The sequence below is a fragment of the Paraburkholderia largidicola genome (assembly GCF_013426895.1).
Classification (GTDB): Bacteria; Pseudomonadota; Gammaproteobacteria; order Burkholderiales; family Burkholderiaceae; genus Paraburkholderia; species Paraburkholderia largidicola.
Genome location: NZ_AP023174.1, coordinates 3098876 through 3123949, shown reverse-complemented (window position 1 = coordinate 3123949; position 25074 = coordinate 3098876). Strand labels below are relative to the sequence as shown.

The 25074-nt window shown below is 61.5% G+C and carries 24 protein-coding genes, 1 other RNA gene and 1 pseudogene; 20 read left to right on the top strand and 6 right to left on the bottom strand.

The annotated features are described in order from the left end of the window. Positions 1-252 precede the first annotated feature (252 nt). The 4 genes from edd to PPGU16_RS13815 all read left to right on the top strand — a co-directional run bounded on the left by edd (position 253) and on the right by PPGU16_RS13815 (position 4942). Positions 253-2163 carry a phosphogluconate dehydratase gene (gene edd / locus PPGU16_RS13830; RefSeq protein ID WP_180720476.1) on the top strand — a complete coding sequence of 637 codons (1911 nt, stop codon included), beginning with the start codon at positions 253-255 and terminating at the stop codon, positions 2161-2163. 19 nt (positions 2164-2182) lie between these two features. Next, entirely contained in the window at positions 2183-2824 is a 642-nt protein-coding gene (gene eda / locus PPGU16_RS13825) for a bifunctional 4-hydroxy-2-oxoglutarate aldolase/2-dehydro-3-deoxy-phosphogluconate aldolase (RefSeq protein WP_180720475.1), read from the top strand. 251 nt (positions 2825-3075) lie between these two features. Beyond that, positions 3076-4437 (top strand): GntP family permease, encoded by a 1362-nt coding sequence (locus PPGU16_RS13820; RefSeq protein ID WP_180720474.1) that lies wholly within the window; start codon positions 3076-3078, stop codon positions 4435-4437. A 10-nt stretch (positions 4438-4447) separates the two neighbouring features. Further along, on the top strand, positions 4448-4942 hold the full coding sequence (locus PPGU16_RS13815) for a gluconokinase (protein WP_180720473.1): 495 nt from the start codon (positions 4448-4450) through the stop codon (positions 4940-4942). Positions 4943-5777: 835 nt separating this feature from the next. Here the strand turns inward: PPGU16_RS13815 and purB are convergent. Then, positions 5778-7166 carry an adenylosuccinate lyase gene (purB, locus tag PPGU16_RS13810; RefSeq protein ID WP_180720472.1) on the bottom strand — a complete coding sequence of 463 codons (1389 nt, stop codon included), beginning with the start codon at positions 7164-7166 and terminating at the stop codon, positions 5778-5780. Positions 7167-7339: 173 nt separating this feature from the next. On the opposite strand from purB, the gene PPGU16_RS13805 reads away from it, so the two are divergent. From PPGU16_RS13805 to PPGU16_RS13775, 7 genes are all read left to right on the top strand, one after another. Further along, a complete protein-coding gene (locus PPGU16_RS13805) occupies positions 7340-8296 on the top strand; it encodes a LysR family transcriptional regulator (RefSeq protein WP_180720471.1) in 957 nt (318 codons plus the stop codon). Between the two features lie 164 nt (positions 8297-8460). After that, positions 8461-9753, top strand: coding sequence for a Glu/Leu/Phe/Val family dehydrogenase (locus PPGU16_RS13800; RefSeq protein WP_180720470.1), 1293 nt, complete (start codon positions 8461-8463; stop codon positions 9751-9753). A gap of 355 nt (positions 9754-10108) precedes the next feature. Then, on the top strand, positions 10109-11002 hold the full coding sequence (locus PPGU16_RS13795) for a glutamate/aspartate ABC transporter substrate-binding protein (protein ID WP_180720469.1): 894 nt from the start codon (positions 10109-10111) through the stop codon (positions 11000-11002). Positions 11003-11093: 91 nt separating this feature from the next. Next, positions 11094-11834: an amino acid ABC transporter permease gene (locus PPGU16_RS13790; protein ID WP_180720468.1), complete on the top strand. Its 741-nt coding sequence runs from the start codon at positions 11094-11096 to the stop codon at positions 11832-11834. Next, positions 11834-12511, top strand: a complete 678-nt coding sequence (gene gltK, locus PPGU16_RS13785) for a glutamate/aspartate ABC transporter permease GltK (protein WP_042308019.1) — start codon at positions 11834-11836, stop codon at positions 12509-12511. The genes PPGU16_RS13790 and gltK overlap by 1 nt, the downstream gene beginning before the upstream one ends. Beyond that, positions 12508-13233 carry an amino acid ABC transporter ATP-binding protein gene (locus PPGU16_RS13780; protein ID WP_007587434.1) on the top strand — a complete coding sequence of 242 codons (726 nt, stop codon included), beginning with the start codon at positions 12508-12510 and terminating at the stop codon, positions 13231-13233. Before gltK ends, PPGU16_RS13780 begins: the two co-directional genes overlap by 4 nt. Positions 13234-13457: 224 nt before the next feature. Beyond that, positions 13458-13967 (top strand): hypothetical protein, encoded by a 510-nt coding sequence (locus tag PPGU16_RS13775; RefSeq protein ID WP_180720467.1) that lies wholly within the window; start codon positions 13458-13460, stop codon positions 13965-13967. A 47-nt stretch (positions 13968-14014) separates the two neighbouring features. Here the strand turns inward: PPGU16_RS13775 and PPGU16_RS13770 are convergent, their stop codons facing one another. Then, a complete protein-coding gene (locus PPGU16_RS13770) occupies positions 14015-14920 on the bottom strand; it encodes a class II glutamine amidotransferase (RefSeq protein ID WP_180720466.1) in 906 nt (301 codons plus the stop codon). Between the two features lie 204 nt (positions 14921-15124). Between PPGU16_RS13770 and pyrC the strand changes: the two genes are divergently transcribed. Beyond that, positions 15125-16186 carry a dihydroorotase gene (gene pyrC / locus PPGU16_RS13765; protein ID WP_180720465.1) on the top strand — a complete coding sequence of 354 codons (1062 nt, stop codon included), beginning with the start codon at positions 15125-15127 and terminating at the stop codon, positions 16184-16186. A 33-nt stretch (positions 16187-16219) separates the two neighbouring features. On the opposite strand, the gene PPGU16_RS42670 is transcribed toward pyrC, so the two are convergent. Next, positions 16220-16507: a hypothetical protein gene (locus PPGU16_RS42670; protein WP_243460548.1), complete on the bottom strand. Its 288-nt coding sequence runs from the start codon at positions 16505-16507 to the stop codon at positions 16220-16222. Between PPGU16_RS42670 and PPGU16_RS42665 the strand changes: the two are divergent. Both PPGU16_RS42665 and rnpB read left to right on the top strand, forming a co-directional pair. Beyond that, positions 16436-16981: pseudogene (locus PPGU16_RS42665) on the top strand (DUF3025 domain-containing protein); the annotation flags it as partial. The gene PPGU16_RS42670 and the pseudogene PPGU16_RS42665 overlap by 72 nt on opposite strands. A 99-nt stretch (positions 16982-17080) precedes the next feature. Continuing rightward, positions 17081-17494: RNase P RNA component class A (gene rnpB, locus PPGU16_RS13755), an RNA gene on the top strand. A 75-nt stretch (positions 17495-17569) separates the two neighbouring features. On the opposite strand, the gene PPGU16_RS13750 is transcribed toward rnpB, so the two are convergent. Next, entirely contained in the window at positions 17570-17992 is a 423-nt protein-coding gene (locus PPGU16_RS13750) for an OsmC family protein (RefSeq protein ID WP_007587439.1), read from the bottom strand. Positions 17993-18594: 602 nt separating this feature from the next. Here PPGU16_RS13750 and rplM point away from each other — a divergent pair. The 3 genes from rplM to erpA all read left to right on the top strand — a co-directional run bounded on the left by rplM (position 18595) and on the right by erpA (position 20052). Beyond that, complete coding sequence (gene rplM / locus PPGU16_RS13745) at positions 18595-19023, top strand: 50S ribosomal protein L13 (RefSeq protein ID WP_087739748.1); 429 nt, start codon at positions 18595-18597, stop codon at positions 19021-19023. Between the two features lie 11 nt (positions 19024-19034). Beyond that, a complete protein-coding gene (gene rpsI, locus PPGU16_RS13740) occupies positions 19035-19427 on the top strand; it encodes a 30S ribosomal protein S9 (protein ID WP_042308025.1) in 393 nt (130 codons plus the stop codon). 259 nt (positions 19428-19686) lie between these two features. Next, entirely contained in the window at positions 19687-20052 is a 366-nt protein-coding gene (erpA, locus tag PPGU16_RS13735; protein WP_007587442.1) for an iron-sulfur cluster insertion protein ErpA, read from the top strand. A gap of 80 nt (positions 20053-20132) precedes the next feature. Here erpA and PPGU16_RS13730 read toward each other — a convergent pair whose 3' ends face one another. After that, a complete protein-coding gene (locus PPGU16_RS13730; RefSeq protein WP_086909301.1) occupies positions 20133-21263 on the bottom strand; it encodes an anhydro-N-acetylmuramic acid kinase in 1131 nt (376 codons plus the stop codon). A 247-nt stretch (positions 21264-21510) separates the two neighbouring features. On the opposite strand from PPGU16_RS13730, the gene tyrS reads away from it, so the two are divergent. Genes tyrS through PPGU16_RS13715 form a run of 3 tightly spaced genes read left to right on the top strand, consistent with a single transcriptional unit; the run spans position 21511 to position 23959 of the window. Continuing rightward, entirely contained in the window at positions 21511-22758 is a 1248-nt protein-coding gene (gene tyrS / locus PPGU16_RS13725; protein ID WP_180720464.1) for a tyrosine--tRNA ligase, read from the top strand. A gap of 43 nt (positions 22759-22801) precedes the next feature. After that, positions 22802-23260 carry a D-aminoacyl-tRNA deacylase gene (gene dtd / locus PPGU16_RS13720; protein WP_007745682.1) on the top strand — a complete coding sequence of 153 codons (459 nt, stop codon included), beginning with the start codon at positions 22802-22804 and terminating at the stop codon, positions 23258-23260. Positions 23261-23284: 24 nt separating this feature from the next. Next, positions 23285-23959: a histidine phosphatase family protein gene (locus tag PPGU16_RS13715; protein WP_180720463.1), complete on the top strand. Its 675-nt coding sequence runs from the start codon at positions 23285-23287 to the stop codon at positions 23957-23959. A gap of 45 nt (positions 23960-24004) precedes the next feature. Here PPGU16_RS13715 and ruvB read toward each other — a convergent pair whose 3' ends face one another. Further along, entirely contained in the window at positions 24005-25069 is a 1065-nt protein-coding gene (gene ruvB, locus PPGU16_RS13710) for a Holliday junction branch migration DNA helicase RuvB (protein ID WP_180720462.1), read from the bottom strand. Between the last annotated feature and the right edge of the window lie 5 nt (positions 25070-25074).

The following is a 25074-nucleotide window of genomic DNA, read 5'->3' as shown; positions in this document are numbered from 1 at the left end:
GACACGAAAGGTACAAAAACTACATATTTGACGTAGGTGAATACCCTAATGGCTAGGGATGAATTGCTCAAAGTGCCAACCAGTAAAGGTTTCAAGGCGATTTGGTGGCGCTGCGGATTCAGCGTCTGCCACATTGAATTTGTGTAGTTTTTCTACTAATATCCGGTTGCCGGCTTTCCCATGCCGTTTCCCCGCGATATCAATCTGGCACCGTGCGCGTGTGCGCCCCAAGCCAGCGACGAAGGAGCATCGATGGTTTCCCCGCATTCGCAACTGATGAAGGTCACGAAGCGCGTGATCGAGCGCAGCAAGCCGACCCGCCACGCGTATCTGTCGCGCATCGACCAGGCCCAGGGCAAGTTCCCGGCGCGCGGCGCGCTGTCCTGCGCGAACCTCGCGCACGGCTTCGCCGGCATGGAGGGCAACGACAAGCTCGTCATCAAGCAGATCCGCCAGCCGAACATCGGCATCGTCTCGTCGTACAACGAGATGCTCTCGGCACATGCACCGTACAAGGATTTCCCGGACATCATCAAGGCCGCAGCGCGTGAAAACGGCGGCGTGGCGCAGTTCGCGGGCGGTGTGCCCGCGATGTGCGACGGCATCACGCAAGGCAACGCCGGCATGGAGCTGTCGCTGTTCTCGCGCGAAGTGATCGCGATGAGCACGGCCGTCGCGCTCACGCACAACATGTTCGACGCAGCGCTGTGCCTCGGCGTGTGCGACAAGATCGTGCCGGGCCTGTTGATCGGCGCGCTGCAGTTCGGCCATCTGCCGACCATCTTCGTGCCCGCCGGCCCGATGATGAGTGGCCTGTCGAACGACGACAAGGCCAAAGTGCGCCAGGAATTCGCGACGGGCAAGTGCGGACGCAATGAACTACTGGAATCCGAAGCCGCTGCGTATCACAGCCACGGCACCTGCACGTTCTACGGCACGGCCAACAGCAATCAGATGCTGATGGAAATCATGGGCCTGCATCTGCCGGGCTCGGCGTTCGTGCATCCGCATACGCCGCTGCGCGACGCGCTGACCGCGCAGGCTGCACGCCGCGTGCTCGACCTCACCGTCGATCGCGGCCACTACATGCCGATTGGCCACGTGATCGACGAGAAGGCGATCATCAATGGCATCGTCGGTTTGCTGGCGACGGGCGGCTCGACCAATCACACGCTGCACCTCGTCGCAATCGCGCGCGCGGCTGGCATCATCATCGACTGGGACGACTTCGACACGCTGTCGGCTACGGTGCCGCTGCTCGCGAAGGTGTACCCGAACGGCAAGGCCGACGTGAACCACTTCCACGCGGCGGGCGGCATGGCGTATCTGATCCGCAACCTGCTCGAAGGCGGATTGCTGCACGAGGATGTGAACACGGTCGTGGGCAAGGGCCTTTCGCGCTATGCCGAAGAGCCGAAGCTGCTCGACGGCAAGTTGACGTGGGTGCCGGCTGCAGCCGAAAGCCACGATACGGCTGTGCTGCGCGCCATCAACGATCCGTTCCAGCCGGACGGCGGCCTGCGTCTGATGCAAGGCAAGCTCGGCCGCGGCGTCATCAAGATTTCGGCCGTGGCGAAGCAGCATCGCACGGTGAAGGCGCCTGCCATCGTGTTCGATTCGCAGGAAGCCGTGCAGGAAGCCTTCGACAACGGCGAGCTGAAGCGCGACTTCATTGCCGTCGTGCGCTTCCAGGGCGCGCGGGCAAACGGCATGCCCGAGCTGCATCGTTTGACGCCGCTGCTCGGCGTGTTGCAGGATCAAGGTTTCCATGTCGCGCTCGTCACGGACGGCCGCATGTCCGGTGCATCGGGCAAGGTGCCCGCCGTGATTCACGTGTCGCCGGAAGCGTTGCTGCAAGGCCCGCTCGGCAAGGTGCGCACGGGTGACATGCTGGTGATCGACGCAGAAGCGGGCGTGCTCGATATCGAAATCGACGACGCCGAATGGGCTGCGCGTCCGATTGCCGTGTCGCAGCATCAGGCGGAAAACGAAGTAGGCTTCGGCCGCGAACTGTTCGGTGTGTTCCGTGCTGCAGCAGCGCCGGCGGAACTGGGTGCATCGGTGTTCGGACCGCTCGTCGGCGAAGCGTCGCACGCAGCGCAGCACGCATCTGAAACGGCAAACGCTGTGGCGAGCGAAGCCAGCCACGCAATGCAGAAATAAAGCGAAAAGGAGTCTGAAGATGACGTCGAAAACAGTCAGCGAAATCGTGCGCCTCGGTCCGGTGATCCCGGTCCTCGCATTCGATACCGTCGAACAGGGCGAACACGTGTCGCGCGCGCTGCACGCAGGTGGCGTGAAGGTGCTGGAAATCACGCTGCGCACGCCTGCGGGCATCGGCGCGATCGAGCGCGCGAGCCAGCTTGCCGACGACATCGTCGTTGGCGTCGGCACGATCACGAGGCCGGAACATTGCGAGCAGGCGAAGAAGGCGGGCGCGCAGTTCGGCGTGTCGCCGGGACTCACGAAAGACATGCACAAGGCCGCGCAGGACGCCGGTCTGCCGCTTCTGCCCGGCGTGATGACGCCGAGCGACATCATCGTCGCACTCGAACTCGGCTATGAAATCGTCAAGTTCTTCCCGGCGCAACAGGCGGGCGGTGTGCCGATGCTGCAAGCCTTCCACGGTCCGTTCCCGACGCTGAAGTTCTGCCCGACTGGCGGCATCACGGCAGAAACCGCGCCGAATTTCCTCGCGCTGCCGAATGTCGTGTGCGTTGGCGGCTCGTGGCTGACGCCGAAGGCGGCGCTCGCTGCACAGAACTGGGACGAAGTTACGCGTCTCGCGCGTGCTGCGAGCGAACTTGCTGCGCCCGCACACTGATCAACGGCATCGCGTTCTGACGACGCGCTGAACGTGATCGATCGAACCTCGCCGCTCAAGCCCGAAAAGGGTGAGGCGGCGAGGTTTTTTTATTTTTTGCGCGGGTTTATTCCACGCGCGATCAACGTCAACAAACAGTAAAATTCAGCGTCCGCGAAAGTGCCTTGATTGAAGGTGTTTTCAGCATCCGGAAGCGGGCGAGGTGCAGCAGCACTTTGCAATTCAAACCAACAAAGCAAAGGAGGAGCTTCATGGAAGCTGTCCACGGCAGCACGCTGCTGATCTACGCCGTGATTGCCATTGCGGTGCTGATCCTGATGATCACGCGCTTCAAGGTCTATCCGTTCCTCGTCCTCATTATCGTGTCGTTGCTGCTGGGCCTTGCCGTCGGCATGCCGGCGGGCACGATCGTGAAGTCGTTCGAAACGGGTAATGGCAATACGCTGGGTCACATCGCGATCGTCGTCGGCCTCGGCACGATGCTCGGCAAGATGATGGCGGAATCGGGCGGCGCCGAGCGCATCGCCACCACGCTTATCAACTGGTTCGGTGAAAAGAACATTCACTGGGCGATGATGTTCGTCGCGATCATCGTTGGCTTGCCGGTGTTCTTCGAAGTCGGCTTCGTGCTGCTGATTCCGATCGCATTCAACGTCGCGAAGCGCACGGGTAAATCGCTGCTGCTGATCGGCCTGCCGATGGTCGCGGGTCTGTCCGTCGTGCACGGCCTGATTCCGCCGCATCCGGCCGCGCTGCTCGCGGTGCAGGCGTATCACGCCGACATCGGCCGCACGATCGCGTATGGTCTGATCGTCGGCATACCGACTGCGATCGTCGCGGGTCCGCTGTTTGCGCTGCTGATCCATCGCCATATCAAGCTCGCGGAAAACAACCCGCTCGCGGCGCAATTCGTCGATTCCGAGCACACGGCGGGATCGCGCGATCTGCCGAGCTTCGGCATCACGCTGTTCACGGTTCTGCTACCTGTGATCCTGATGCTGGTCGGCAGCTGGGCGGACCTCGTATTCGCGCCGAAGACGACGCCGAACGATCTGCTGAAGTTCATCGGCACGTCGGACGTCGCGCTGCTGATTTCGGTGCTGGTGAGCTTCTGGACCTTCGGCGCGAAACGTGGCTTCAATCGCGAGCAGATCCAGAAGTTCTGCGGCGACTGTCTTGCGCCGATCGCGGGCATTACGTTGATCGTGGGCGCGGGCGGTGGTTTTGGCCGCGTGCTGATGGATAGCGGCATCTCGAAGGAAATCGTCGCGACGGCGACGGCGGCTCATCTGTCGCCGCTGCTGTTCGGCTGGTTCGTCGCCGCGCTGATCCGCCTTGCGACGGGTTCGGCGACGGTCGCGATGACGACGGCGTGCGGCATCGTCGCGCCGATCGCCGCGGCGAGCGGCGTGCAGGTGAAACCGGAACTGCTGGTGCTGGCAACGGGCTCCGGCTCGCTGATTTTCTCGCACGTCAACGACGGTGGTTTCTGGCTGATCAAGGAGTACTTCGGAATGACGGTGGGGCAGACGTTCAAAACGTGGTCGCTCTGCGAAACCATCATTTCGCTGATGGGTTTGGGTTTGACCTTCGCATTGGCGGCGGTCCTGTAAGGAGTTTCAGATGATTTTGATCGCGATGGGCGTGTCGGGCGCCGGCAAGACCCGCATTGGCGAAATGCTGGCGGAGCGGCTCAAGTGCAGTTTCACCGACGGCGATGCGTTTCACAGCGCTGCCAACAAGGAGAAGATGCACAACGGCATTCCGCTGACGGACGATGATCGCTGGCCGTGGCTCAGGACGATTCGCGCCGCGATCGAGGAGAAGCAGGCGGCGCATGAAGATGCGGTGTTTACTTGTTCTTCTTTGAAGCGTTCGTATCGCGATATCCTGCGCGCGGGCGATAAGGATGTGTGCTTCGTTTATCTCAAGGGTTCGCGGGAAGTGCTGCAGGAGCGTCTGCAGACACGCACTGGGCATTTCTTTGATCCTTCTTTGCTGCAGAGTCAGCTCGATACGCTGGAAGAGCCTGGTGATGATGAGGCTATTACTGTGAGTATCGAGCTCACGCCCGAGCAGATCGTTGAGGAGACGCTCAGTCAGTTTCGCGCGAGGTAGTGTTTTGTAGTGGTTGGTTGATGGCCCGTTAGCGGTGGTCGTTTTTTTTTGCTGCGCGGGCCGTTTTTGTTTGTGGTGGTTTTGGTGTTTTGCTCTGGCGTCCGCTAGATGTTATTGGTGCTTCGAGCGTTGCCCCTGTGCGGGGCGGCACCTACTTTTCTTTGCCGCCGCAAAGAAAAGTAGGCAAAAGAAAGCGGCTCACACCGCCAGCCCGTGTTCCTATCCACGGGCCCCCAACGTCCCCATCCTTCACACGGCAGTGCCCTGGCCCGTTCTCGTTGCCAACGCTTCGAACAATCGCATCACCCGCGTCAGGCACCCATACAAAGGCAGACGGCAGCGAATGATATATGCCGCCCAGGTGGCAAACTGTGTGTAGGTTGTCGCGGCGTATAGCCTGGCGTTCTTACAGCGTCTGACGCATGCGCTATCGGTCCGGAGTGAGGCGTGTGGAGCACTTGCGGCCTGCACACCGTTTGCCACCTGGGCGGCAGAGGAGTGTCTGGCAAGGGTCGCTGTAGTGCGGGAGCGTGAAGCGGGTGAGGCGCACCGTAAGCGCGCTGGCAACGAACGTGGGTCACGTGGTTGCCGTGTGAAGTGTAAGACCCTTTGGGGGCCCTCAGGCAGGAACAAGGACTGGCGGTGTGAGCCGCTTTCTTTTGCCTACTTTTCTTTGCGGCGGCAAAGAAAAGTAGGTGCCGCCCCGCACAGGGGCGACGCCTGAAGCACGCTAACAAAACGCGGATGCCAGCGAAAAAAACTCAAAGCAAACCACATCGAAAACCCTGCGAACAGCAAACCCAAAACCAACCGCCGCCGCAGGCAATAAAAGAGACTACTTGATCCGCTTAGCCAGTTCAGCAGCCTTGCCGACATAAGACCCAGGCGTCATCGCCAGCAGACGCTCCTTGGCATCCGCAGGAATAGCGAGACCATTAATAAAAGTCTGCAGCGCATCGCGCGTAATACCCTTCCCACGCGTGAGTTCCTTCAACTGCTCGTACGGGTTCTCGATCCCGTACCGGCGCATGACGGTCTGCACCGGCTCGGCGAGCACTTCCCACGTAGCATCAAGGTCATCGTTCAAACGTTGAGGATTCACCTCAAGCTTATCCAGACCACGATTAAGCGCGTCATACGCCAGCAACGAATACCCAAACGCAACACCAATATTCCGCAACACCGTCGAATCGGTCAGGTCACGCTGCCAACGCGAAACGGGGAGCTTGTCTGCCAGGTGCCGCAGCGTGGCATTCGCCAGCCCGAGGTTCCCTTCCGAGTTTTCGAAGTCGATCGGATTGACCTTGTGCGGCATCGTCGACGAACCGATTTCGCCTGCCTTCGTCCTCTGCTTGAAATAGCCGATCGAGATATAACCCCACACGTCGCGGTCGAGGTCGAGCAGGATCGTGTTCGCGCGCGCGACGGCATCGAACAGTTCAGCCATGTAGTCGTGCGGCTCGATCTGGATCGTGTACGGGTTGAACGTCAGCTTCAGACGCTGTTCGACGACTTCCTTCGAAAACGCTTCCCAGTCGAACTCCGGATACGCGGACAGATGCGCATTGAAGTTGCCGACAGCACCGTTCATCTTGCCGAGCAGTTCGACCTTCGCGATGCGGTCGATCGCGCGCGACAGGCGCGCGGCCACGTTCGCGATTTCCTTGCCGAGCGTGGTCGGGCTGGCCGGCTGGCCGTGCGTGCGCGAGAGCATCGGCTGATCGGCCTGCGCATGCGCGAGCGCGATGAGGCGTTGATGCACGGCGCGCAGCGCGGGCAGGATCACGTGTTCGCGCGCGCCGGCGAGCATCAGGCCGTGCGACGTGTTGTTGATGTCTTCCGACGTGCACGCGAAGTGGATGAACTCGCTCGCGCGTTCCAGTTCCGGCTGGCCCTTCACCGATTCCTTCAACCAGTACTCGACAGCCTTCACGTCGTGATTCGTCACGCGCTCGATGTCCTTGATGCGCGCGGCGTCATGCGCGGTGAAGCGCTCGACGAGTTGCAGCAGGAACTGCTCCGACGCTTCCGAGAAGCGCGGCACTTCCGCGAAACCGGCGTGCGACAACGCGATCAGCCAGTGAATTTCCACCTTCACGCGATGGCGCATGAACGCGGCTTCCGAGAGCCAGTCGCGCAGGGCTTCGGTTTTCGATGCGTAACGGCCGTCGAGCGGGGACAGGGCGGTCAGCGCGAAGAGAGTGTCGGGGCGGGTGTCGGACATGATGGGAGGGGGCAGAAACCGTGAAGAGTCGGTGACAGATACAAGCGGGGAGAACCGCGAATTTTACCACTTTAGGACATCGGACCCGGCGCGGGGCCCGGCGCCCATGCGCCTGGCCACGCGCGGCGCCGCTAGAATGCAGGCTTTCCGTTACTGCTGGAGCGCTGGTCCGTATGGAACTGAAATGGCTCGAAGACTTCGTGTCGCTGGCGGAAACGCGCAGTTTCAGCCGCTCGGCGGAATTGCGGCACGTCACGCAGCCGGCTTTTTCACGGCGCATCCAGGCGCTCGAGGCATGGCTCGGCACGGAACTGATCGACCGTTCGGTTTACCCGACGCGCCTCACGGCAGCGGGCCAGGTCTTCTACGAGCAGGCGCTCGCGATGCTGTCGCAGTTCCACGAGGCGCGCACGCTGTTGCGCGGCCATACGGCGACGCCCGCCGCGACGATCGAGTTCGCCGTCCCGCATACGCTGTCGCTGACGTACTTCCCGCGCTGGCTGCAACGCATCGAGGCGCAGCTCGGCCCGATTCACACGCGGCTGCGCGCGCTGAATGTGCACGACGCGGTGCTGTCGCTGGTCGAAGGCGGCTGCGATCTGGTGATGGGCTATCACCATCCGAGCCATCCCGTCGCGCTCGATCCCGCGCGCTACGACATGCTGACGCTCGGCATCGAAGCGATCAGTCCGTTCTCCGCGCCAGGTAAGGGTGGCCGCCCGCGCTACACGTTGCCCGGCACGTCCGACGCGCCCACGCCGTATCTCTCCTACACACCCAATGCGTATCTGGGACGCATGACGGAAGTGATCTTTGCGACGGCGCCCGGACGTCTCTATCTCGATCGTGTGTATGAAACGGACATGGCCGAAGGGCTGAAGGCGATGGCGCTGGCCGGACACGGCGTCGCGTTCCTGCCGCACAGCGCCGTCGAAGACGCCGTCGCGGATGGCCGCCTGATCCGGCTCGACCGTGCGTCGCGCGGCGTCGCACAAGGTCAGCTCACGTTGACGATGGAGATCCGCCTGTACCGCGACAAACTCGCCGTGCAGACCGACGACGCGCGCCAGCAACTGGTGCGCGCGCTGTGGGACGTCGTCAGCACGGAACTCACGCAAGCCTCGAAGTAATCAACACTGCATTGCGGGACGCGCAAGTAACGGCTTTGCGACACGCATTTGCGCTTTCCCCAGCGTTATGCAAGAAAAACATAATGGGATGACCAAACGGCATTGGACCCTTTCAGCGCTTTTTTTCGACAATAGCGTCACCCGATAAAAACGCTGGAGCGTTCATGTCTACCGCGGCAAATCTGCAGTCCATCCCGTCCTACCTTCATGCCGACGATCTCGGCCCTTGGGGCAACTATCTCCGTCAAGTCGATCGCGTGGCGCCCTATCTGGGCCCGCTGTCGCGCTGGCTCGAAACGCTCAAGCGCCCGAAGCGCATTCTGATCGTCGACGTGCCCATCGAACTCGATAACGGCACGGTTGCGCACTTCGAAGGCTATCGCGTGCAGCACAACGTGTCGCGCGGTCCGGGCAAGGGCGGCGTGCGTTATCACCAGGACGTGACGCTGTCGGAAGTGATGGCGCTGTCCGCGTGGATGTCGGTGAAGAACGCTGCCGTGAACGTGCCGTACGGCGGTGCGAAGGGCGGGATCCGTGTCGATCCGCGCAAGCTGTCGCGTGGTGAGCTGGAGCGCATGACGCGCCGCTACACCAGCGAAATCGGCATCATCATCGGACCGAACACCGACATTCCCGCGCCGGACGTGAACACGAACGAGCAGATCATGGCGTGGATGATGGACACGTACTCGATGAACCAGGGCCAAACGGCCACGGGCGTCGTGACGGGCAAGCCGATCACGCTCGGCGGCTCGCTTGGCCGTCGTGAAGCGACGGGCCGCGGCGTGTTCGTCGTCGGCTGCGAAGCGGCGCGCCGCATCGGCATGGATATCGAAGGCGCGCGCATCGCCGTGCAGGGCTTCGGCAACGTCGGCGGCATCGCCGCGCGTCTGTATCAGGAAGCGGGCGCGAAGGTCGTCGCCGTGCAGGATCATACGGGCACGCTGTACAAGGAGTCGGGCATCGATGCAGTCGCACTGCTCGAACACGTCGCGAAGCATGGCGGCGTCGGCGGCTACGCGGAAGCCGACACGATCGCCAACGATGACTTCTGGACGGTCGAATCGGACATCCTGATTCCGGCTGCGCTGGAAAACCAGATCACCGAGAAGAACGCGGGCAAGATTCGTACGAAGATCGTCGTCGAAGGCGCGAACGGCCCGACCACGACGGCCGCCGATGACATCCTGCATGACAAGGGCATCCTCGTGATCCCCGACGTCGTCGCGAATGCGGGCGGCGTGACGGTGTCGTACTTCGAATGGGTGCAGGATTTCTCGAGCTTCTTCTGGACGGAAGACGAGATCAACGAGCGTCTCGAACGCGTGATGCGCGAAGCGTTTGCGGCCGTGTGGCAGGTGGCGAGCGAGCAGAAGGTGTCGGTGCGTACGGCGGCGTTCATCGTTGCTTGCAAACGCATCCTTCAAGCGCGCGAAATGCGCGGCCTGTATCCCTGATACGGCGCTGCCGTGTATCTCGCATACACGGCGGCACGGCGCCCGGCATGGAGGCGGGCGCCGCGCAACGATGTTTCACCAGCGCGAATCGGCGGACTCGCGCAGAATACCGGGCGGACGGCATCTTCGGGTGCCGTCCGTTTTTGTGCAGTTGACGTCGCGCCAAACCGGCAAAAACGACGCATCCGATGACGGTTGCATCGCTCCGGTGAAGGCGCTGTAAGCCAATACTGGCGCCGCCCCGCGGCAAAGTGGTGGCTTTATGCAACACCACACGCGGAACATGGTTAACAACCATACTTTCAGAATAATTACTGAGATACACTGGCGCCGGTTCTTGCCAAGGAGATCACAAATGAAGGTTAAAAAAGCTGCGCTGCTTCTCGCGACACTGGGATTGTTTACGGTAGGCGCGCATGCGCAGGACGCCGGCACGCTGAAGAAGATCAAGGACACGGGCGTTATTTCGCTGGGCCACCGCGAATCGTCGATTCCGTTTTCGTACTACGACGACAAGCAGAACGTGGTCGGCTACTCGCAGGAATTCGCGCTGAAGGTCGTGGATGCCGTCAAGCAGAAGCTGAACATGCCGGACCTGAAGGTCAAGCTGACGCCGATCACGTCGCAAAACCGCATTCCGCTCGTGCAGAACGGTACCGTCGACCTCGAATGCGGCTCGACCACCAACAATGCTGAACGTCAGCAGCAGGTTGCATTCTCGAACACGATTTTCGTGATCGGCACGCGCCTGATGACGAAGAAAGATTCCGGCGTCAAAGACTGGGCGGACCTGAAGGGCAAGACCGTCGTGACGACGGCTGGCACCACGTCCGAGCGCCTGCTTCGCAAGATGAACCAGGACAAGAACATGGGCATGAACATCATCAGCGCGAAGGACCACGGCGAGTCGTTCCTGACGCTGTCGACGGGCCGCGCTGCCGCGTTCATGATGGACGACGCACTGCTCGCCGGCGAGCGCGCGAAGTCGAACACGCCGAACGATTTCATCATCGTCGGCGCGCCGCAATCGCATGAGGCTTACGGCTGCATGCTGCGCAAGAACGATCCGGAGTTCAAGAAGGTCGTCGACGATGCGATCGCCAAGGTCGAAACGTCGGGCGAAGCCGACAAGATCTACAAGAAGTGGTTCGAATCGCCGATCCCGCCGAAGGGCCTCAACCTGGCCTTCCCGGAAAGCGATGACATCAAGGCGCTCTACAAGAGCCCGAACGACAAGGCAATCGACTAACCCTCGGCAACCGTTAGCTCAAAAGTCAACGTGTTGAACGGAACGGAAGGGGCAAGCGCTTCTTCCGTTTCTTTTTGTTGGAGTCTTCGTCATGTCATACCACTGGAACTGGGGCATTCTGCTGAGTCCGGTTTCCACCGGCGAGCCGACCACCTATCTGGGCTGGCTGCTGTCCGGTCTATGGGTGACGGTCACCGTTTCGCTGTGCGCGTGGGTGATCGCGCTGATCGTCGGGTCGTTCTTCGGCGTGCTGCGTACGGTCCAGAACCCGCGCGTCGCGGCAATCGGCACCGTGTATGTCGCCATCTTCCGTAACATCCCGCTGATCGTTCAATTCTTCGTCTGGTATCTGGTGATACCGGAGTTGCTGCCCGTTTCGATCGGCACCTGGTTCAAGCAACTGCCGCCGGGCGCGCAGTTCTTCTCGTCGTCGATCATCTGTCTCGGGCTGTTCACCGCCGCACGCGTATGCGAACAGGTGCGCTCGGGCATCAACGCGCTGCCGCGCGGTCAGCGCTTCGCGGGGTTCGCACTGGGCCTGACGCAATGGCAGACGTATCGCTACGTGCTCTTGCCCGTGGCTTACCGGATCATCGTGCCGCCGCTCACGTCCGAGTTCCTGAACATCTTCAAGAACTCTGCCGTTGCGTCGACGATCGGTCTGCTCGATCTGTCCGCGCAGGCGCGCCAGCTCGTCGACTACACGGCGCAGACGTATGAGTCGTTCATCGCCGTCACGATCGCGTATCTGCTCATCAACATGATCGTGATGTCGCTGATGCGCATCGTCGAAGCCAAGAGCCGGCTGCCTGGCTATATCGGAGGCAAGTGATGCATCATTTCGACTGGAGCGGTATTCCGGGCGCACTGCCGACGCTGTGGACTGGCGCTGTCGTCACGTTCAAGATCACGATTCTCGCGATCGTGATCGGCATCGTGTGGGGCACGGTGCTCGCGATCATGCGGCTGTCGTCGTTCAAGCCGTTCGAATGGTTCGCAAAGATCTACGTGACGCTGTTCCGTTCGATCCCGCTCGTGATGGTTCTGCTGTGGTTCTTCCTGATCGTGCCGCAGCTGCTGCAAAACGTGCTGGGCCTTTCCGCGGACATCGACATCCGTCTCGCGTCGGCGATGGTCGCGTTCTCGCTGTTCGAAGCCGCGTACTACTCGGAAATCATCCGTGCGGGTATTCAGGCCGTACCGCGCGGCCAGGTGAACGCGTCGTTCGCGCTCGGCATGAACTACGCACAGGCAATGCGCCTCGTCGTGCTGCCGCAGGCATTTCGCGCGATGGTGCCGCTGCTGCTCACGCAGGCCATCGTGCTGTTTCAGGATACGTCGCTCGTCTACGTGATCAGCCTCGCCGACTTCTTCCGCACGGCCACGAATATTGGCGACCGTGACGGCACGAACGTCGAAATGGTACTGTTCGCCGGTGCGTGTTACTTCGTGATCTGCGTGGTCGCGTCGAGCCTCGTCAAAAGTCTTCAGAAAAAGGTCGCAAGATGATCTCTATCAAGAATGTGTCGAAGTGGTACGGCCAGTTCCAGGTGCTGACCGACTGCACGACGGAAGTGAAAAAGGGCGAAGTGGTGGTCGTGTGCGGCCCGTCGGGTTCGGGCAAATCGACGCTGATCAAGACGGTCAACGGGCTCGAGCCGTTCCAGAAGGGCGAGATCGTCATCAACGGCCAGTCGCTCACCGACAAGAAGACCAATCTGTCGAAGCTGCGCTCGAAGGTCGGCATGGTGTTCCAGCATTTCGAGCTGTTCCCGCATCTGTCGATCACCGAAAACCTCACGCTCGCGCAGATCAAGGTGCTCGGCCGCTCGAAGGACGAAGCCACTGCGAAGGGCCTGAAGCTGCTCGACCGCGTCGGCCTGCGCGCGCATGCGGACAAGTATCCGGGGCAGTTGTCGGGTGGTCAGCAGCAGCGCGTGGCGATTGCGCGCGCGCTGTCGATGGACCCGATCGCAATGCTGTTCGACGAACCCACGTCCGCGCTCGATCCTGAAATGATCAATGAAGTGCTCGACGTGATGGTCGAACTGGCGCAGGAAGGCATGACCATGATGTGCGTGACGCACGAAATGGGTTTTGCGAAGAAGGTCGCGCATCGCGTGATCTTCATGGATAAGGGCCTCATCGTCGAAGACGACCGCAAGGAAGACTTTTTCGCGAATCCGAAATCGGATCGTGCGAAAGATTTTCTCGCAAAGATTCTGCATTAAGAATCAGACTGTAGAGACAAAAAAGCCGCTCCGTTTGGGGCGGCTTTTTTTATTTCTCTTAATTGCGTCTTGCTTCTATTAGGACTGTTATCTATTAAGCGACATATTAATCGGAATCGTCTCATGCAACTTGTGCTGGCGTGAGCATAAGCTTCCGGCGAAACGTGATGAAGGCGAGCGGGGTGCGTCGCTGTCATTCGCTTTCGATCGACAAGAGATAATCCATGAAAGTGTTTTTGATGAGCGACCTGGTCGTTCATGAGTTGGTGTCAATGCGGCTGGAAGGCAAATGGCTGACGTCTGCGCAGTTCGCGGAGTCGGCACAATTGTGGATTTCTCGTCACGGACAAAGAAATCAGTTATCCAGAAGAATGTTCGACATTTTTCAGCACGAGGCGGAGCAGATCGCCGGGCGCCTGATGAAGGAGGTGCTGCGTGACGGAACAGATTCCCCTCTGAAACGCCTTCTGCTGGATATCTCCGCGGTCAACTACGCGGACCCGCTGAGCGCGAGCGCGCTTGCCGCGAGCCTCGAAGTTTGTCGCACTAAGCTGTGCGATTGTTGTTCGCCTAACACTGAACCGGGCGATGCGAAGGAATCAGACGAACCGGAACGGTGGCGTTGTCATCCCGCGCTGCGTCAGTTCCTGTGCGGAACGGTCGCGGCGCATGAGACGGGAAACGGTGACGGGTGTAGCGAAGCCGTTCTCGCGGCGAACGTACGCGAGCATTGACGCTGGCAGCGAGCGACGGAACCAGCGCGACAACGGCTATCGGACGATCAGGATTCGTACGCGGCGGCGTCGTCGGATTCAAGATCGGCAACAGAGGCGGCGGGCAGCATGCTCGCGGAAGCGCTCGGATCGCAACCGGGATTGCGCGCCTTCTCCAGCACGGCCGGCGGCACAGGTACGTTGGCCCGCGCGATCACTTCGCCGTGCTGGAACATCAGCAGATCGCCCGGCTCGAAAGCCGTCCAGATTTCGTTGTCGGTCAGCGGCTGCGTGGCGATGACGGCGACGCGGTCTTCGGGTGTCGTGTACTTGGCGAAATCGATCGACACGTCCGCATCGACGAGATGCGCGGTCGAAAACGGCCAGCTGCGCACGAGGTAATGCAGGTGAGTCGAGCAGTGCGCGAACAGCGCCTGGCCATTCGACATCAGGAAATTGAACACGCCGAACTGGGTGATTTCGCGCGTCAGCGTTTCGAGCGCGGCGAACAGTTCGTCCAGCGGCGGCTGCGAGCCGGGAAACGCCTTGCGCAGACCTTGCAGCAGCGCGCAGAACGCCAGCTCGCTATCGGTGCTGCCGACGGGCTGATACACGCCCGACAGCACCGGGCTGTAATTCTGCAGATCGCCGTTGTGCGCGAAGATCCAGTGCCGTCCCCACAACTCCCGCATGAACGGATGGCAGTTCTCGAGCACGATATGCCCTTGCGTCGCCTTACGGATATGCGCAATCGTGTTTTTCGACTTGATCGGGTAGCGCTTGACCATGTCGGCGATCGGCGAGGTGGCCGACGACTGATGGTCGATGAACAGGCGACAGGCCTTGTCTTCGAAGAAGGCGATGCCCCAGCCGTCGGAGTGGTGGTCAGTGACGCCGCCGCGCGCTGCGAAGCCGGTGAACGAGAACGTGACGTCCGTGGGCGCGGCGCAATTCATTCCGAGTAGTTGGCACATGATGCGGAAGACAAGCCTTTCTAACGGGGTATGAGCCCACGTGGGCCGACCCGTTACAATGATGATTTTCCAAGCATATCACCGAGCCAGAAGCGGCAAAAAGCAAAATTGACGGGTGTTTTGGCTGCAATTGTGGAAAGACCTCGTCAGTTATGCCGTCAGTTGCGCAATTTGCCGCGCCTGTGACGCTCGTGAATCCCCGCCATGACCGCATCCACTGCTTCCGTCGATACCCTCACGATCGCCCGTCCCGATGACTGGCACTTGCACGTCCGCGACGGCGCGATGCTCGCCGCCGTCCTGCCGCACACCGCGCGCCAGTTCGGCCGCGCGATCATCATGCCGAACCTGAAACCGCCCGTCACGACGACCGAGATGGCGCGCGCCTATCGCGAGCGCATCATTGCGGCGATTCCGGCCGGCGTGAAGTTCGAGCCGCTGATGACGCTGTATCTGACCGACAACACGCCGCCTGAAGAAATCCGCCGCGCCCGCGAAAGCGGCTTCGTGCATGGCGTGAAGCTGTATCCGGCGGGCGCGACGACGAATTCCGATGCGGGCGTCACCGACATCCGTAAATGCGCGAAAACGCTCGAGATGATGCAGGAAACGGGCATGCCGCTGCTGATTCACGGCGAAGTGACCGATTCGTCGATCGACCTGTTCGACCGCGAGAAAGTCTTCATCGACCGCGTCATGACGCCGCTGCGCCGCGATTTCCCGGCGCTGAAGGTCGTGTTCGAGCACATCACTACCAAGGATGCCGCCGACTACGTCCGCGACGCGGGCGCGCCGCCCGAACTACTGGGCGCGACGATCACTGCCCATCATCTGCTGTACAACCGCAATGCGATTTTCCAGGGCGGCATTCGTCCGCATTACTACTGCTTGCCCGTGTTGAAACGCGAGACGCATCGTGTGGCGCTCGTCGAGGCGGCCACTTCGGGCAATCCGCGCTTCTTCCTCGGCACGGACAGCGCGCCGCATCCGAAGGGCCTGAAGGAGCACGCGTGCGGCTGCGCGGGCTGCTACACGGCGCTGCATGCACTCGAGCTGTACGCGGAAGCGTTCGACAACGCAGGCGCGCTCGACAAGCTCGAAGGCTTCGCGAGCTTCCACGGCGCGGATTTCTACCGCCTGCCGCGCAGCGAGGAGAAGGTGACGCTGCGTCGCGAGGAATGGACGCTGCCGGCGGAAGTCACGGCCGGCGACACGCCCGTCGTGCCGTTGCGCGGCGGCGAGACGATCGGCTGGAAGCTCGTTTGAGCGCTTGCTGAGCGAATGTCGCGCGAGATGGACTCACCGGGCGGCGCGTTGAAACGCGCTGCGTCGGGTTTCGCGGATATCGACTGGTCGATGCCGTGGTTCGCGCAGGTTGCGGCGCGCGGCGTGCGCTGGCAGCAGGCTGCGCTGCGCAGCGCGGCGGATCAGTTGCACGAGATGAACGCGGATGCCGCGTCCGCCGTCGTCACAACGGGACGCGGCCAGCCGCTCGCCTTTATCCCGCAGGACGAATTGCCGCCCGGCACCGCGTACGAAGCCCATATCGCGGCGACGGGCCAGGTGCCGACGCGCCACAATCTGCATGATTTCTTCAACGCATTGATGTGGTTTCAGTTTCCGCGCATCAAGGCGGCGCTGAGCGCACGCGGGTCCGCGGTCGTCGACGTGCTCGGCATCGGTTCGACGCGCGGCGGCACACGCGATGCGTTGACGCTGTTCGACGAAAACGCCGTGCTGTTCGCGTGTGCGGACGAATCGCTGGCTGCCGCGTTGCGCTCGTTCGACTGGAAAACCCTATTCGTGGACCGGCGCACCGCGTGGGACGAGCGCTGCGAGGTGCGCTGCTTCGGGCACGCGCTGCTGGAAAAGCTCGTCACGCCCTATAAAGCGTGTACAGCACACGCGTGGATCGTCGATGTGCCATCCGCGTATTTCTCATGGACACGCGTTTCGCGCGACGCGTATCTGGACGAAAGCGTTGCCCGCACGTTGCTCGATACGCCGGGATTCAGCGCCCGGATGTTCGCGCCGCTGCCCGTGCTCGGCGTTCCCGGTTGGTGGCCAGAGAATGAAGCGCCGTCTTTCTACGACGATGCGTCCGTGTTTCGCAGCGGACGGCGGTCGCGCATAACGGCAGATGTTAAAATCGCCGCCAGCAAAGCAGGCCAGGCAGTCGCGGCCTCGGCGGTTTCGGCCGGCGAGGGCGAGGAAAGTCCGGACTCCACAGGGCAGGGTGATGGCTAACGGCCATCCGTGGCGACACGCGGAACAGGGCAACAGAAAGCAAACCGCCGATGGCCCGGCGCAAGCTGGGATCAGGTAAGGGTGAAACGGTGCGGTAAGAGCGCACCGCGGCTGCTGCGAGGCAGACCGGCACGGTAACCTCCACCCGGAGCAATTCCAAGTAGGCTGGCTAGCATCTTCGAGATGCAGGGCGGGGCCCCCGTCACGTCAGCGGGTAGGAAGCTTGAGCGCGTCAGCAATGGCGCGTCTAGAGGAATGGCTGCCACGCGTGGCGCGCTTTCGGGCGCGTCGCGTGCACAAAATCCGGCTTATCGGCCTGCTTTGCCGCTCAAATGACAAATGCCGGCGTCCGTTGGGACGCCGGCATTTTCTTTTTCGGCGCTCGCGCCGCTTCGGGCGGCTTTAGTCCGCGACGATGTCGAACGAATGCGTGAGTTCGGCCGTTTTCGCAATCATGATCGACGCCGAGCAATATTTGTCGTGCGACAGATTGATCGCCCGTTCCACCGTCGACGGATTGAGGTTCTTGCCCGTCACCGTGAAATGGAAATGGACCTTCGTGAATACCTTCGGGTCCTCGCTGGCGCGCTCGGCTTTCAGCGTCACCGAACAGCCGCTGATTTCCTGACGGCTCTTCTTCAGGATCATCACGACGTCGTATGCCGTGCAGCCGCCCGTGCCGAGCAGCACCATTTCCATCGGACGCGGCGCCAGGTTGCGACCGCCGCCTTCAGGCGCGCCGTCCATCGCGACGAGGTGGCCGCTGCCCGTTTCGGCGGCGAACGCCATGCCGTCCTGACCCATCCAGCTGACTTTGCATTCCATTCGTGTACTCCGCTCGCAAGCTTGAATTCGAGATGCGCATTGTAGCCCGGCGGGTGATGGCTCGCCCGGAGCGACACCGACGGCGGGTTATGCGGATTACACCTTGCTTGCTGCGCTGCGGCATGTTCGGCGCATAAGGGATAGCACGGACCGTTTTAGGCGTGTTGCTCTAGGGCAACTGCAGCGGTAGATCTGTGCGCGTAATCTAAATCATTGTTTTAAAGAGATTTTCTTTATTTTGTGGATGCTTCAAGTAAATTCCGCATAATGAAACTCTATTTCGCATTGCAAATGTTCTTGCGTCGCACAAGCACCAACCATATAATCAGTTCATTGGTTGTCGCAGTTCGACAATCTCCGCATGTCTCCTCCACCCTCCTCCTAAGGTGGATTAAGCCCGAACCGCTAGTTCGGGCTTTTTTTCGTCCTCAGCTTTCCGTTGTCCGGGCGCTTTGACTCCTTGGCACAAATTCCTTTATAATTCAGGGCTTTTCCGCAGTCGCGCCCGCGGAGGAAGAACCAGGGAGAGCCTGCACGCGCCTCGAAGCGCACTTACAAGCAGGAAAAAAACACAGGGCGCAGCACTATTTTTTGGATCGATCATGAAGACGTTTTCCGCAAAAGCCCATGAGGTTACGCGCGAATGGTACGTGATTGACGCGACGGATAAGGTTCTCGGGCGTGTCGCCAGCGAAGTGGCACACCGTCTTCGCGGCAAGCACAAGCCTGAATTCACTCCGCACGTCGACACCGGTGATTTCATCATCGTTATCAACGCCGGCAAGCTGAAGGTCACGGGTAACAAGACCACGGACAAGAAGTACTATCGCCACTCGGGCTACCCGGGCGGTATCTATGAGACGACGTTCGGCAAGATGCAGGAACGCTTCCCGGGCCGCGCGCTCGAGAAAGCGGTCAAGGGCATGCTGCCGAAGGGCCCGCTGGGCTACGCGATGATCAAGAAGCTGAAGGTCTACGCAGACGCAACGCATCCGCATTCGGCACAACAGCCGAAGGCGCTCGAGATCTAAGGGGAGCCCACATGATCGGTAACTGGAATTACGGTACGGGCCGCCGCAAGAGCGCTGTTGCTCGTGTCTTCATCAAGGCAGGCAAGGGCGAGATCGTCGTCAACGGCAAGCCTATCGCCGACTACTTCTCGCGCGAAACGTCGCTGATGATCGTGCGTCAGCCGCTGGAACTCACGAACCACGCTGCTACGTTCGACATCAAGGTCAACGTGACGGGCGGCGGTGAAACGGGTCAAGCCGGCGCAGTTCGCCACGGCATCACCCGCGCGCTGATGGACTACGACGCGACGCTGAAGCCGGCTCTGTCGAACGCAGGCTTCGTGACGCGTGACGCACGTGAAGTGGAACGTAAGAAGGTCGGTTTCCACAAGGCACGTCGCCGCAAGCAGTTCTCGAAGCGTTAATCGTTTCGAGCTGGCTCTGTTTCAGACAGGGCCTGCTGCAGAAAGCCGCCAACGCATCTGCGAAGGCGGCTTTTTTATTTGTCGTGCTGCACGTTCGGTCCGTATGCGGACATCGCTGACAGGTGTACGAGGACATGGTTGACACCTGCCGCCGCATGAATCAACCGGTGTGCATAAGAACCTATTGATTTCATGGGCTTCAGCACGATATCGGGAACAGCAATACAATAGCGTGTAGAAGCTATTTTGGAGAGTTCGCATGGACGCAGTGACCGACACCCCCGTGACCGAGATGCCGGCACCGTTCGTCTTTACCGACGCGGCGGCTGACAAGGTCAAAGAACTGATCGAAGAAGAAGGCAACCCGGAGCTGAAGCTGCGCGTATTCGTGCAGGGTGGCGGCTGCTCGGGCTTCCAGTACGGCTTCACGTTTGACGAAGCCATCAACGAAGACGACACCGTGATGAACAAGAGCGGCGTCCAGTTGTTGATCGATTCGATGAGCTATCAGTATCTGGTTGGCGCAGAGATCGATTACAAGGACGACATCAACGGCGCGCAGTTCGTCATCAAGAACCCGAATGCTACGACCACTTGCGGTTGCGGCTCGTCGTTCTCGGTGTAATCGCAGCTTCTTCGTGTAAGTTGCAGCAAAAACGGGGCTTCGGCCCCGTTTTTATTTTCACGTTCATTTCGCGTGCCGTGTCAGCGCGGATAGATGGCGCCGAGCACGCGCTCGTCCGCTGCGCCCGTCACCGACGGCAGATTCCCCGGTTCGCGCGCTACGCAACGCATGGCGAGCCACGCAAAGGCGAGCGGCTCGACCTGATGCGGCGGCACGCCGAGCGCCTCCGTCGTCATGACGGGGACGCCGCTGCAGCCGCTTTCGGCGAGCGCGCCCTGCAATGCCTTCATGATTTCCGGATTGCGTGCGCCGCCGCCACACACATAGACCGCCTTGCAATCGGGTGCATGGCGTTCGACCTCTCGCGCGACCGTGACGGCCGTCAACGCGACCAGTGTCGCCTGGACGTCGGCGGGGCTGACATTAGCGAATCCTTGCAACCGGGCGTCGAGCCATTCGGGGTTGAACAGGTCGCGGCCCGTGCTCTTCGGCGGTTGTGCCTCGAAAAACGGCTCGTCGAGGAATGCGTTCAGCAACGGACGATGCACCTGACCCGACGCCGCAAACTGACCGTTCTCGTCGAATGGCTTGTTCAGATGCCGGTGCGCCCATTCGTCGAGCAACGCGTTAGCGGGGCCGCAGTCGAAGCCGCGCACCGCGCCGTTCGCCGAAAGGATCGTGATATTGCTGATCCCGCCCAGATTGCAGACCACCCGCGTCTCGTTCTTCGCGCCGAAAACCGTCGCGTGGAAGGCAGGCACGAGCGGTGCGCCCTGGCCGCCCGCCGCGACGTCGCGGCTGCGAAAATCGGCGATCACGTCGATATGCATCATTTCGGCCAGCAACGCCGGATTGTTGATCTGCTTCGTGTAGCCTTTTTCCGGCCGATGCCGCACCGTTTGCCCGTGCACGCCGATCGCCCGGACGTCCGCAGCGGACAGATTGCCCGAGCGCAGCAACTCATGGCAGCACACCGTGTAGCGCGCGGCCAGCGCGTTGGCTGCGAGCGCCTCGCGCTCGATCTCGTTGTCTCCCGGTTGCTGCAGGGCGAACAGCGCGTCGCGCAGACCCTCGGAAAAGCCCACGAACGCCTGCGACCGCACGACGGGCGCCTTGCCCTTCGCAAATTCGACCGCGATGCCGTCCACGCCGTCCATGCTCGTGCCTGACATCAACCCGAAATACACGCCGTCTGCCGTGTCTTTGGCCACGCTTTGCTCCTCTGATCGTCGTTCGTCGCGCCTCGTGGATGCTTCCGGCGCCTCGTTGACGACGATTGTCGCTCATCGGTGCGTCCCGAAACAATCGATGAAACGAGGGGCGCGAGCGCTCATGACGGTCCACATTCGCCACACGCGCCGCACCCTGCCGCGAGTTGGAGCGCGTTTCGCGTGAGATCAGGGCGCAATGCCCCGCAACTATGGGACAATCTCTCTTTTTGCGATCTCCCGTTCCAGCATGAGCACCGAGTCCACCGCCAAGCCCAATTCCGCCTACCCGATCACCGACGAAGTTCGCCACGCGCTCGAAGTCACGAAGCGCGGCGTCGACGAACTGCTGATCGAAGAGGAGTTCGCGCAAAAGCTCGCGAAGAGCGCGGCCACGGGCACGCCGCTGCGCATCAAGCTCGGTCTCGACCCGACGGCGCCCGACATCCACATCGGTCACACCGTCGTGCTGAACAAGATGCGTCAGTTGCAGGATCTCGGTCACACGGTGATCTTCCTGATCGGCGATTTCACGTCGCTGATCGGCGATCCGTCCGGCCGCAACGCAACGCGCCCGCCGCTCACGCGCGAGCAGATCGAATCGAATGCGAAGACGTACTTCGAGCAGGCCGCGCTGGTGCTCGACCGCGAGAAGACGGAAATCCGCTACAACAGCGAATGGTCGATGCCGCTCGGCGCCGACGGCATGATCAAGCTCGCGTCGCGCTACACGGTCGCGCGCATTCTGGAGCGCGAAGACTTCACGAAGCGGTTCCAGGGCGGCGTCCCCATCTCGATCCACGAATTCCTCTATCCGCTGATGCAGGGCTACGACTCCGTCGCGCTGAATGCGGATCTCGAGCTCGGCGGCACGGACCAGAAGTTCAATCTGCTGGTCGGCCGCGAACTGCAGAAGCAGTACGGTCAGGAACAGCAGTGCATTCTGACGATGCCGCTGCTCGAAGGGCTGGATGGCGTCGAGAAGATGTCGAAGTCGAAGGCTAACTATGTGGGCATCAGCGAAAAGCCGAACGACATGTTCGGCAAGCTGATGAGCATTTCCGACGTGCTGATGTGGCGCTACTTCGAACTGCTGTCGTTCCGTCCGATGGCGGAGATCGAAGCCTTCAAGCGTGAAATCGAAGGCGGACGCAATCCGCGCGACTTCAAGGTGATGCTCGCGCAGGAAATCGTCGCGCGCTTTCACTCGCAGCCCGACGCAGAGCGCGCGCTGGAAGACTTCAACCACCGCGCGAAGGGCGGCGTGCCGGACGATATCCCGTCGGTGACGCTCGCGGGCGCGCCGCTCGCAATCGGGCAGTTGCTGAAGCAGGCTGGTCTCGTGCCGTCGACGAGCGAAGCGCTGCGCAACATCGAGCAGGGCGGCGTGAAGATCGACGGCGCAACCGTGTCGGACAAGGGGTTGAAGATCGAAGCCGGTGAGTTCGTCGTGCAGGTCGGCAAGCGCCGGTTCGCACGCGTCACGCTGACGGCATGATGGTCTGCGAGCGTTTGCAAGCGACGCAACGGAAGCGCGCTGCATGATCGCGCTGATTCAACGCGTGCGGCGCGCGGAAGTGCGCGTCGCTGACCGTGTGACGGGCGCGATCGATGCGGGCCTGCTTGCACTGGTTTGCGCAGAGCGCGGCGATACCGATGCCGCCGCCGATAAACTGCTCGCCAAAATGCTCGGCTATCGCGTGTTCAGCGACGCGGCGGGCAAGATGAACCTGCCTGTCCAGAACATCGATGGTGCGGGACGCGCGGGCGGCTTGCTGCTCGTGTCGCAGTTCACACTGGCCGCCGATACGAACAGCGGCCTGCGCCCGAGCTTCACACCCGCCGCGCCGCCCGACGAGGGCAAGCGCCTGTTCGACTACTTCGTGGCGGCGGCGCGCGCGAAGCATCCCATTGTCGAGACGGGTGAATTCGGCGCGGACATGCAGGTGTCGCTCGTCAACGACGGCCCCGTGACGTTCTGGCTGCAGACGCGCGCCTAACCTTTGTTTTCCCGCTCCGATTCCATGGCAACACAAGTCCTCTTCATCCGACACGGCGAAACCGACTGGAACCGCATCAAGCGGATTCAAGGGCACATCGATATTCCGCTCGCGACGAGCGGTGTCGACCAGGCGCAACGTCTCGCCGAACGTTTCGCACGCGAGGCTGGGGAGGGCGCGCGGCTCGACGCGATTTATTCGAGCGACCTCATGCGCGCGCAACAAACGGCGCAGCCATTTGCCGACGTGCTCGGCCTGCCGCTGAAGCTGAAACAAGGCCTGCGCGAGCGCAATTACGGCGCATTCCAGGGACACGACAGCGACGAGATCGCTTTGCGCTTCCCCGACGAATACGCGCAGTGGCAGACGCGAGATCCGGGCTTTTCGCCGCCCGAGGGCGAATCGCAGCGCGTGTTCTATCACCGCGTGCTGCATGCGATCGAGCCCGTGGTCGCCGCGCATCCGAACGATCGGATCGCGATTGTCGCGCATGGCGGCGTGCTGGATTGCGTGTATCGCTTCGCGAATGGCTTGCCGCTGGATGCGCCGCGCAACTACGCGCTGCTGAACACTAGCGTGAATGTGGTCGAATTCGAAGACGGCCGTGCGAAGGTCGTGTCGTGGGCCGATATCGCGCATCTCGACGGCCGCGCCGAAGACGACAGCTTCAAGAAAAAAACGCCCGAAGCCGGGCGTTGAGTCTGATAGACGCGGCAGTTCGCCGCGTTTTTCCTTGAGAGCCGCTTAAGTCGGCTCCGAATCCCACAGATTGCGCACAGGGCTTGCCGTATCCGGGGCGGCCAGGCCAAAGTGCCGATACGTCAACAGCGTGGCGACACGCCCGCGCGGCGTGCGTTGCAAGAAGCCTTGCTGGATCAGATACGGTTCGAGCACGTCTTCGATCGTGTCGCGCTCTTCGCCAATCGCAGCCGCCAGATTGTCCACACCGACTGGCCCGCCATCGAACTTGTGCAGGATGGCTTCGAGCAGCTTGCGGTCCATCAGATCGAAGCCGACGGGATCGACGTCGAGCATTTTCAGTGCGGCATCCGCGACCTTCGCGGTGATATTGCCGTCTGCCTTCACCTCGGCGAAGTCGCGCACGCGGCGCAGCAGGCGGTTCGCGATACGCGGCGTGCCGCGCGAGCGCTTGGCGATTTCGAGCGCGCCATCGGGATGGATCTGCGCGCCCAGCAGCGAGGCCGAGCGGCTCACGATACGCGCCAGTTCCTCGGCGTTATAGAACTCCAGCCGCGCGACGATGCCGAAGCGGTCGCGCAACGGGTTGGTCAGCATGCCCGCGCGCGTGGTCGCCCCGACCAGCGTGAACGGCTGCAGATCGAGCTTCACGCTACGCGCGGCGGGACCTTCGCCGATCATGATGTCGATCTGATAATCCTCGAGCGCCGGGTACAGGATTTCCTCGACGACGGGCGACAGCCGGTGAATCTCGTCGATGAAAAGAACGTCGTTGGCTTCGAGATTGGTCAGCAGCGCGGCGAGGTCGCCCGCGCGTTCCAGCACGGGGCCCGACGTCTGCCGCAAGTTGACGCCCATCTCGCGCGCGATGATATGCGCGAGCGTCGTCTTGCCGAGACCCGGCGGACCGAACAGCAGCACGTGATCCAGCGATTCCTTGCGGCGCTTGGCGGCTTCGATGAAGATTTCCAGCTGGCCGCGCACCTTTTCCTGGCCGACGTATTCGTCGAGCTGGCGCGGGCGCAACGCGCGCTCGAACGCTTCCTCGTTCGGCGACACGGGCGTGGCGGCGATGATGCGTTCGGCGGCGAGTTTGTCGTGTTCGATCATGCGGG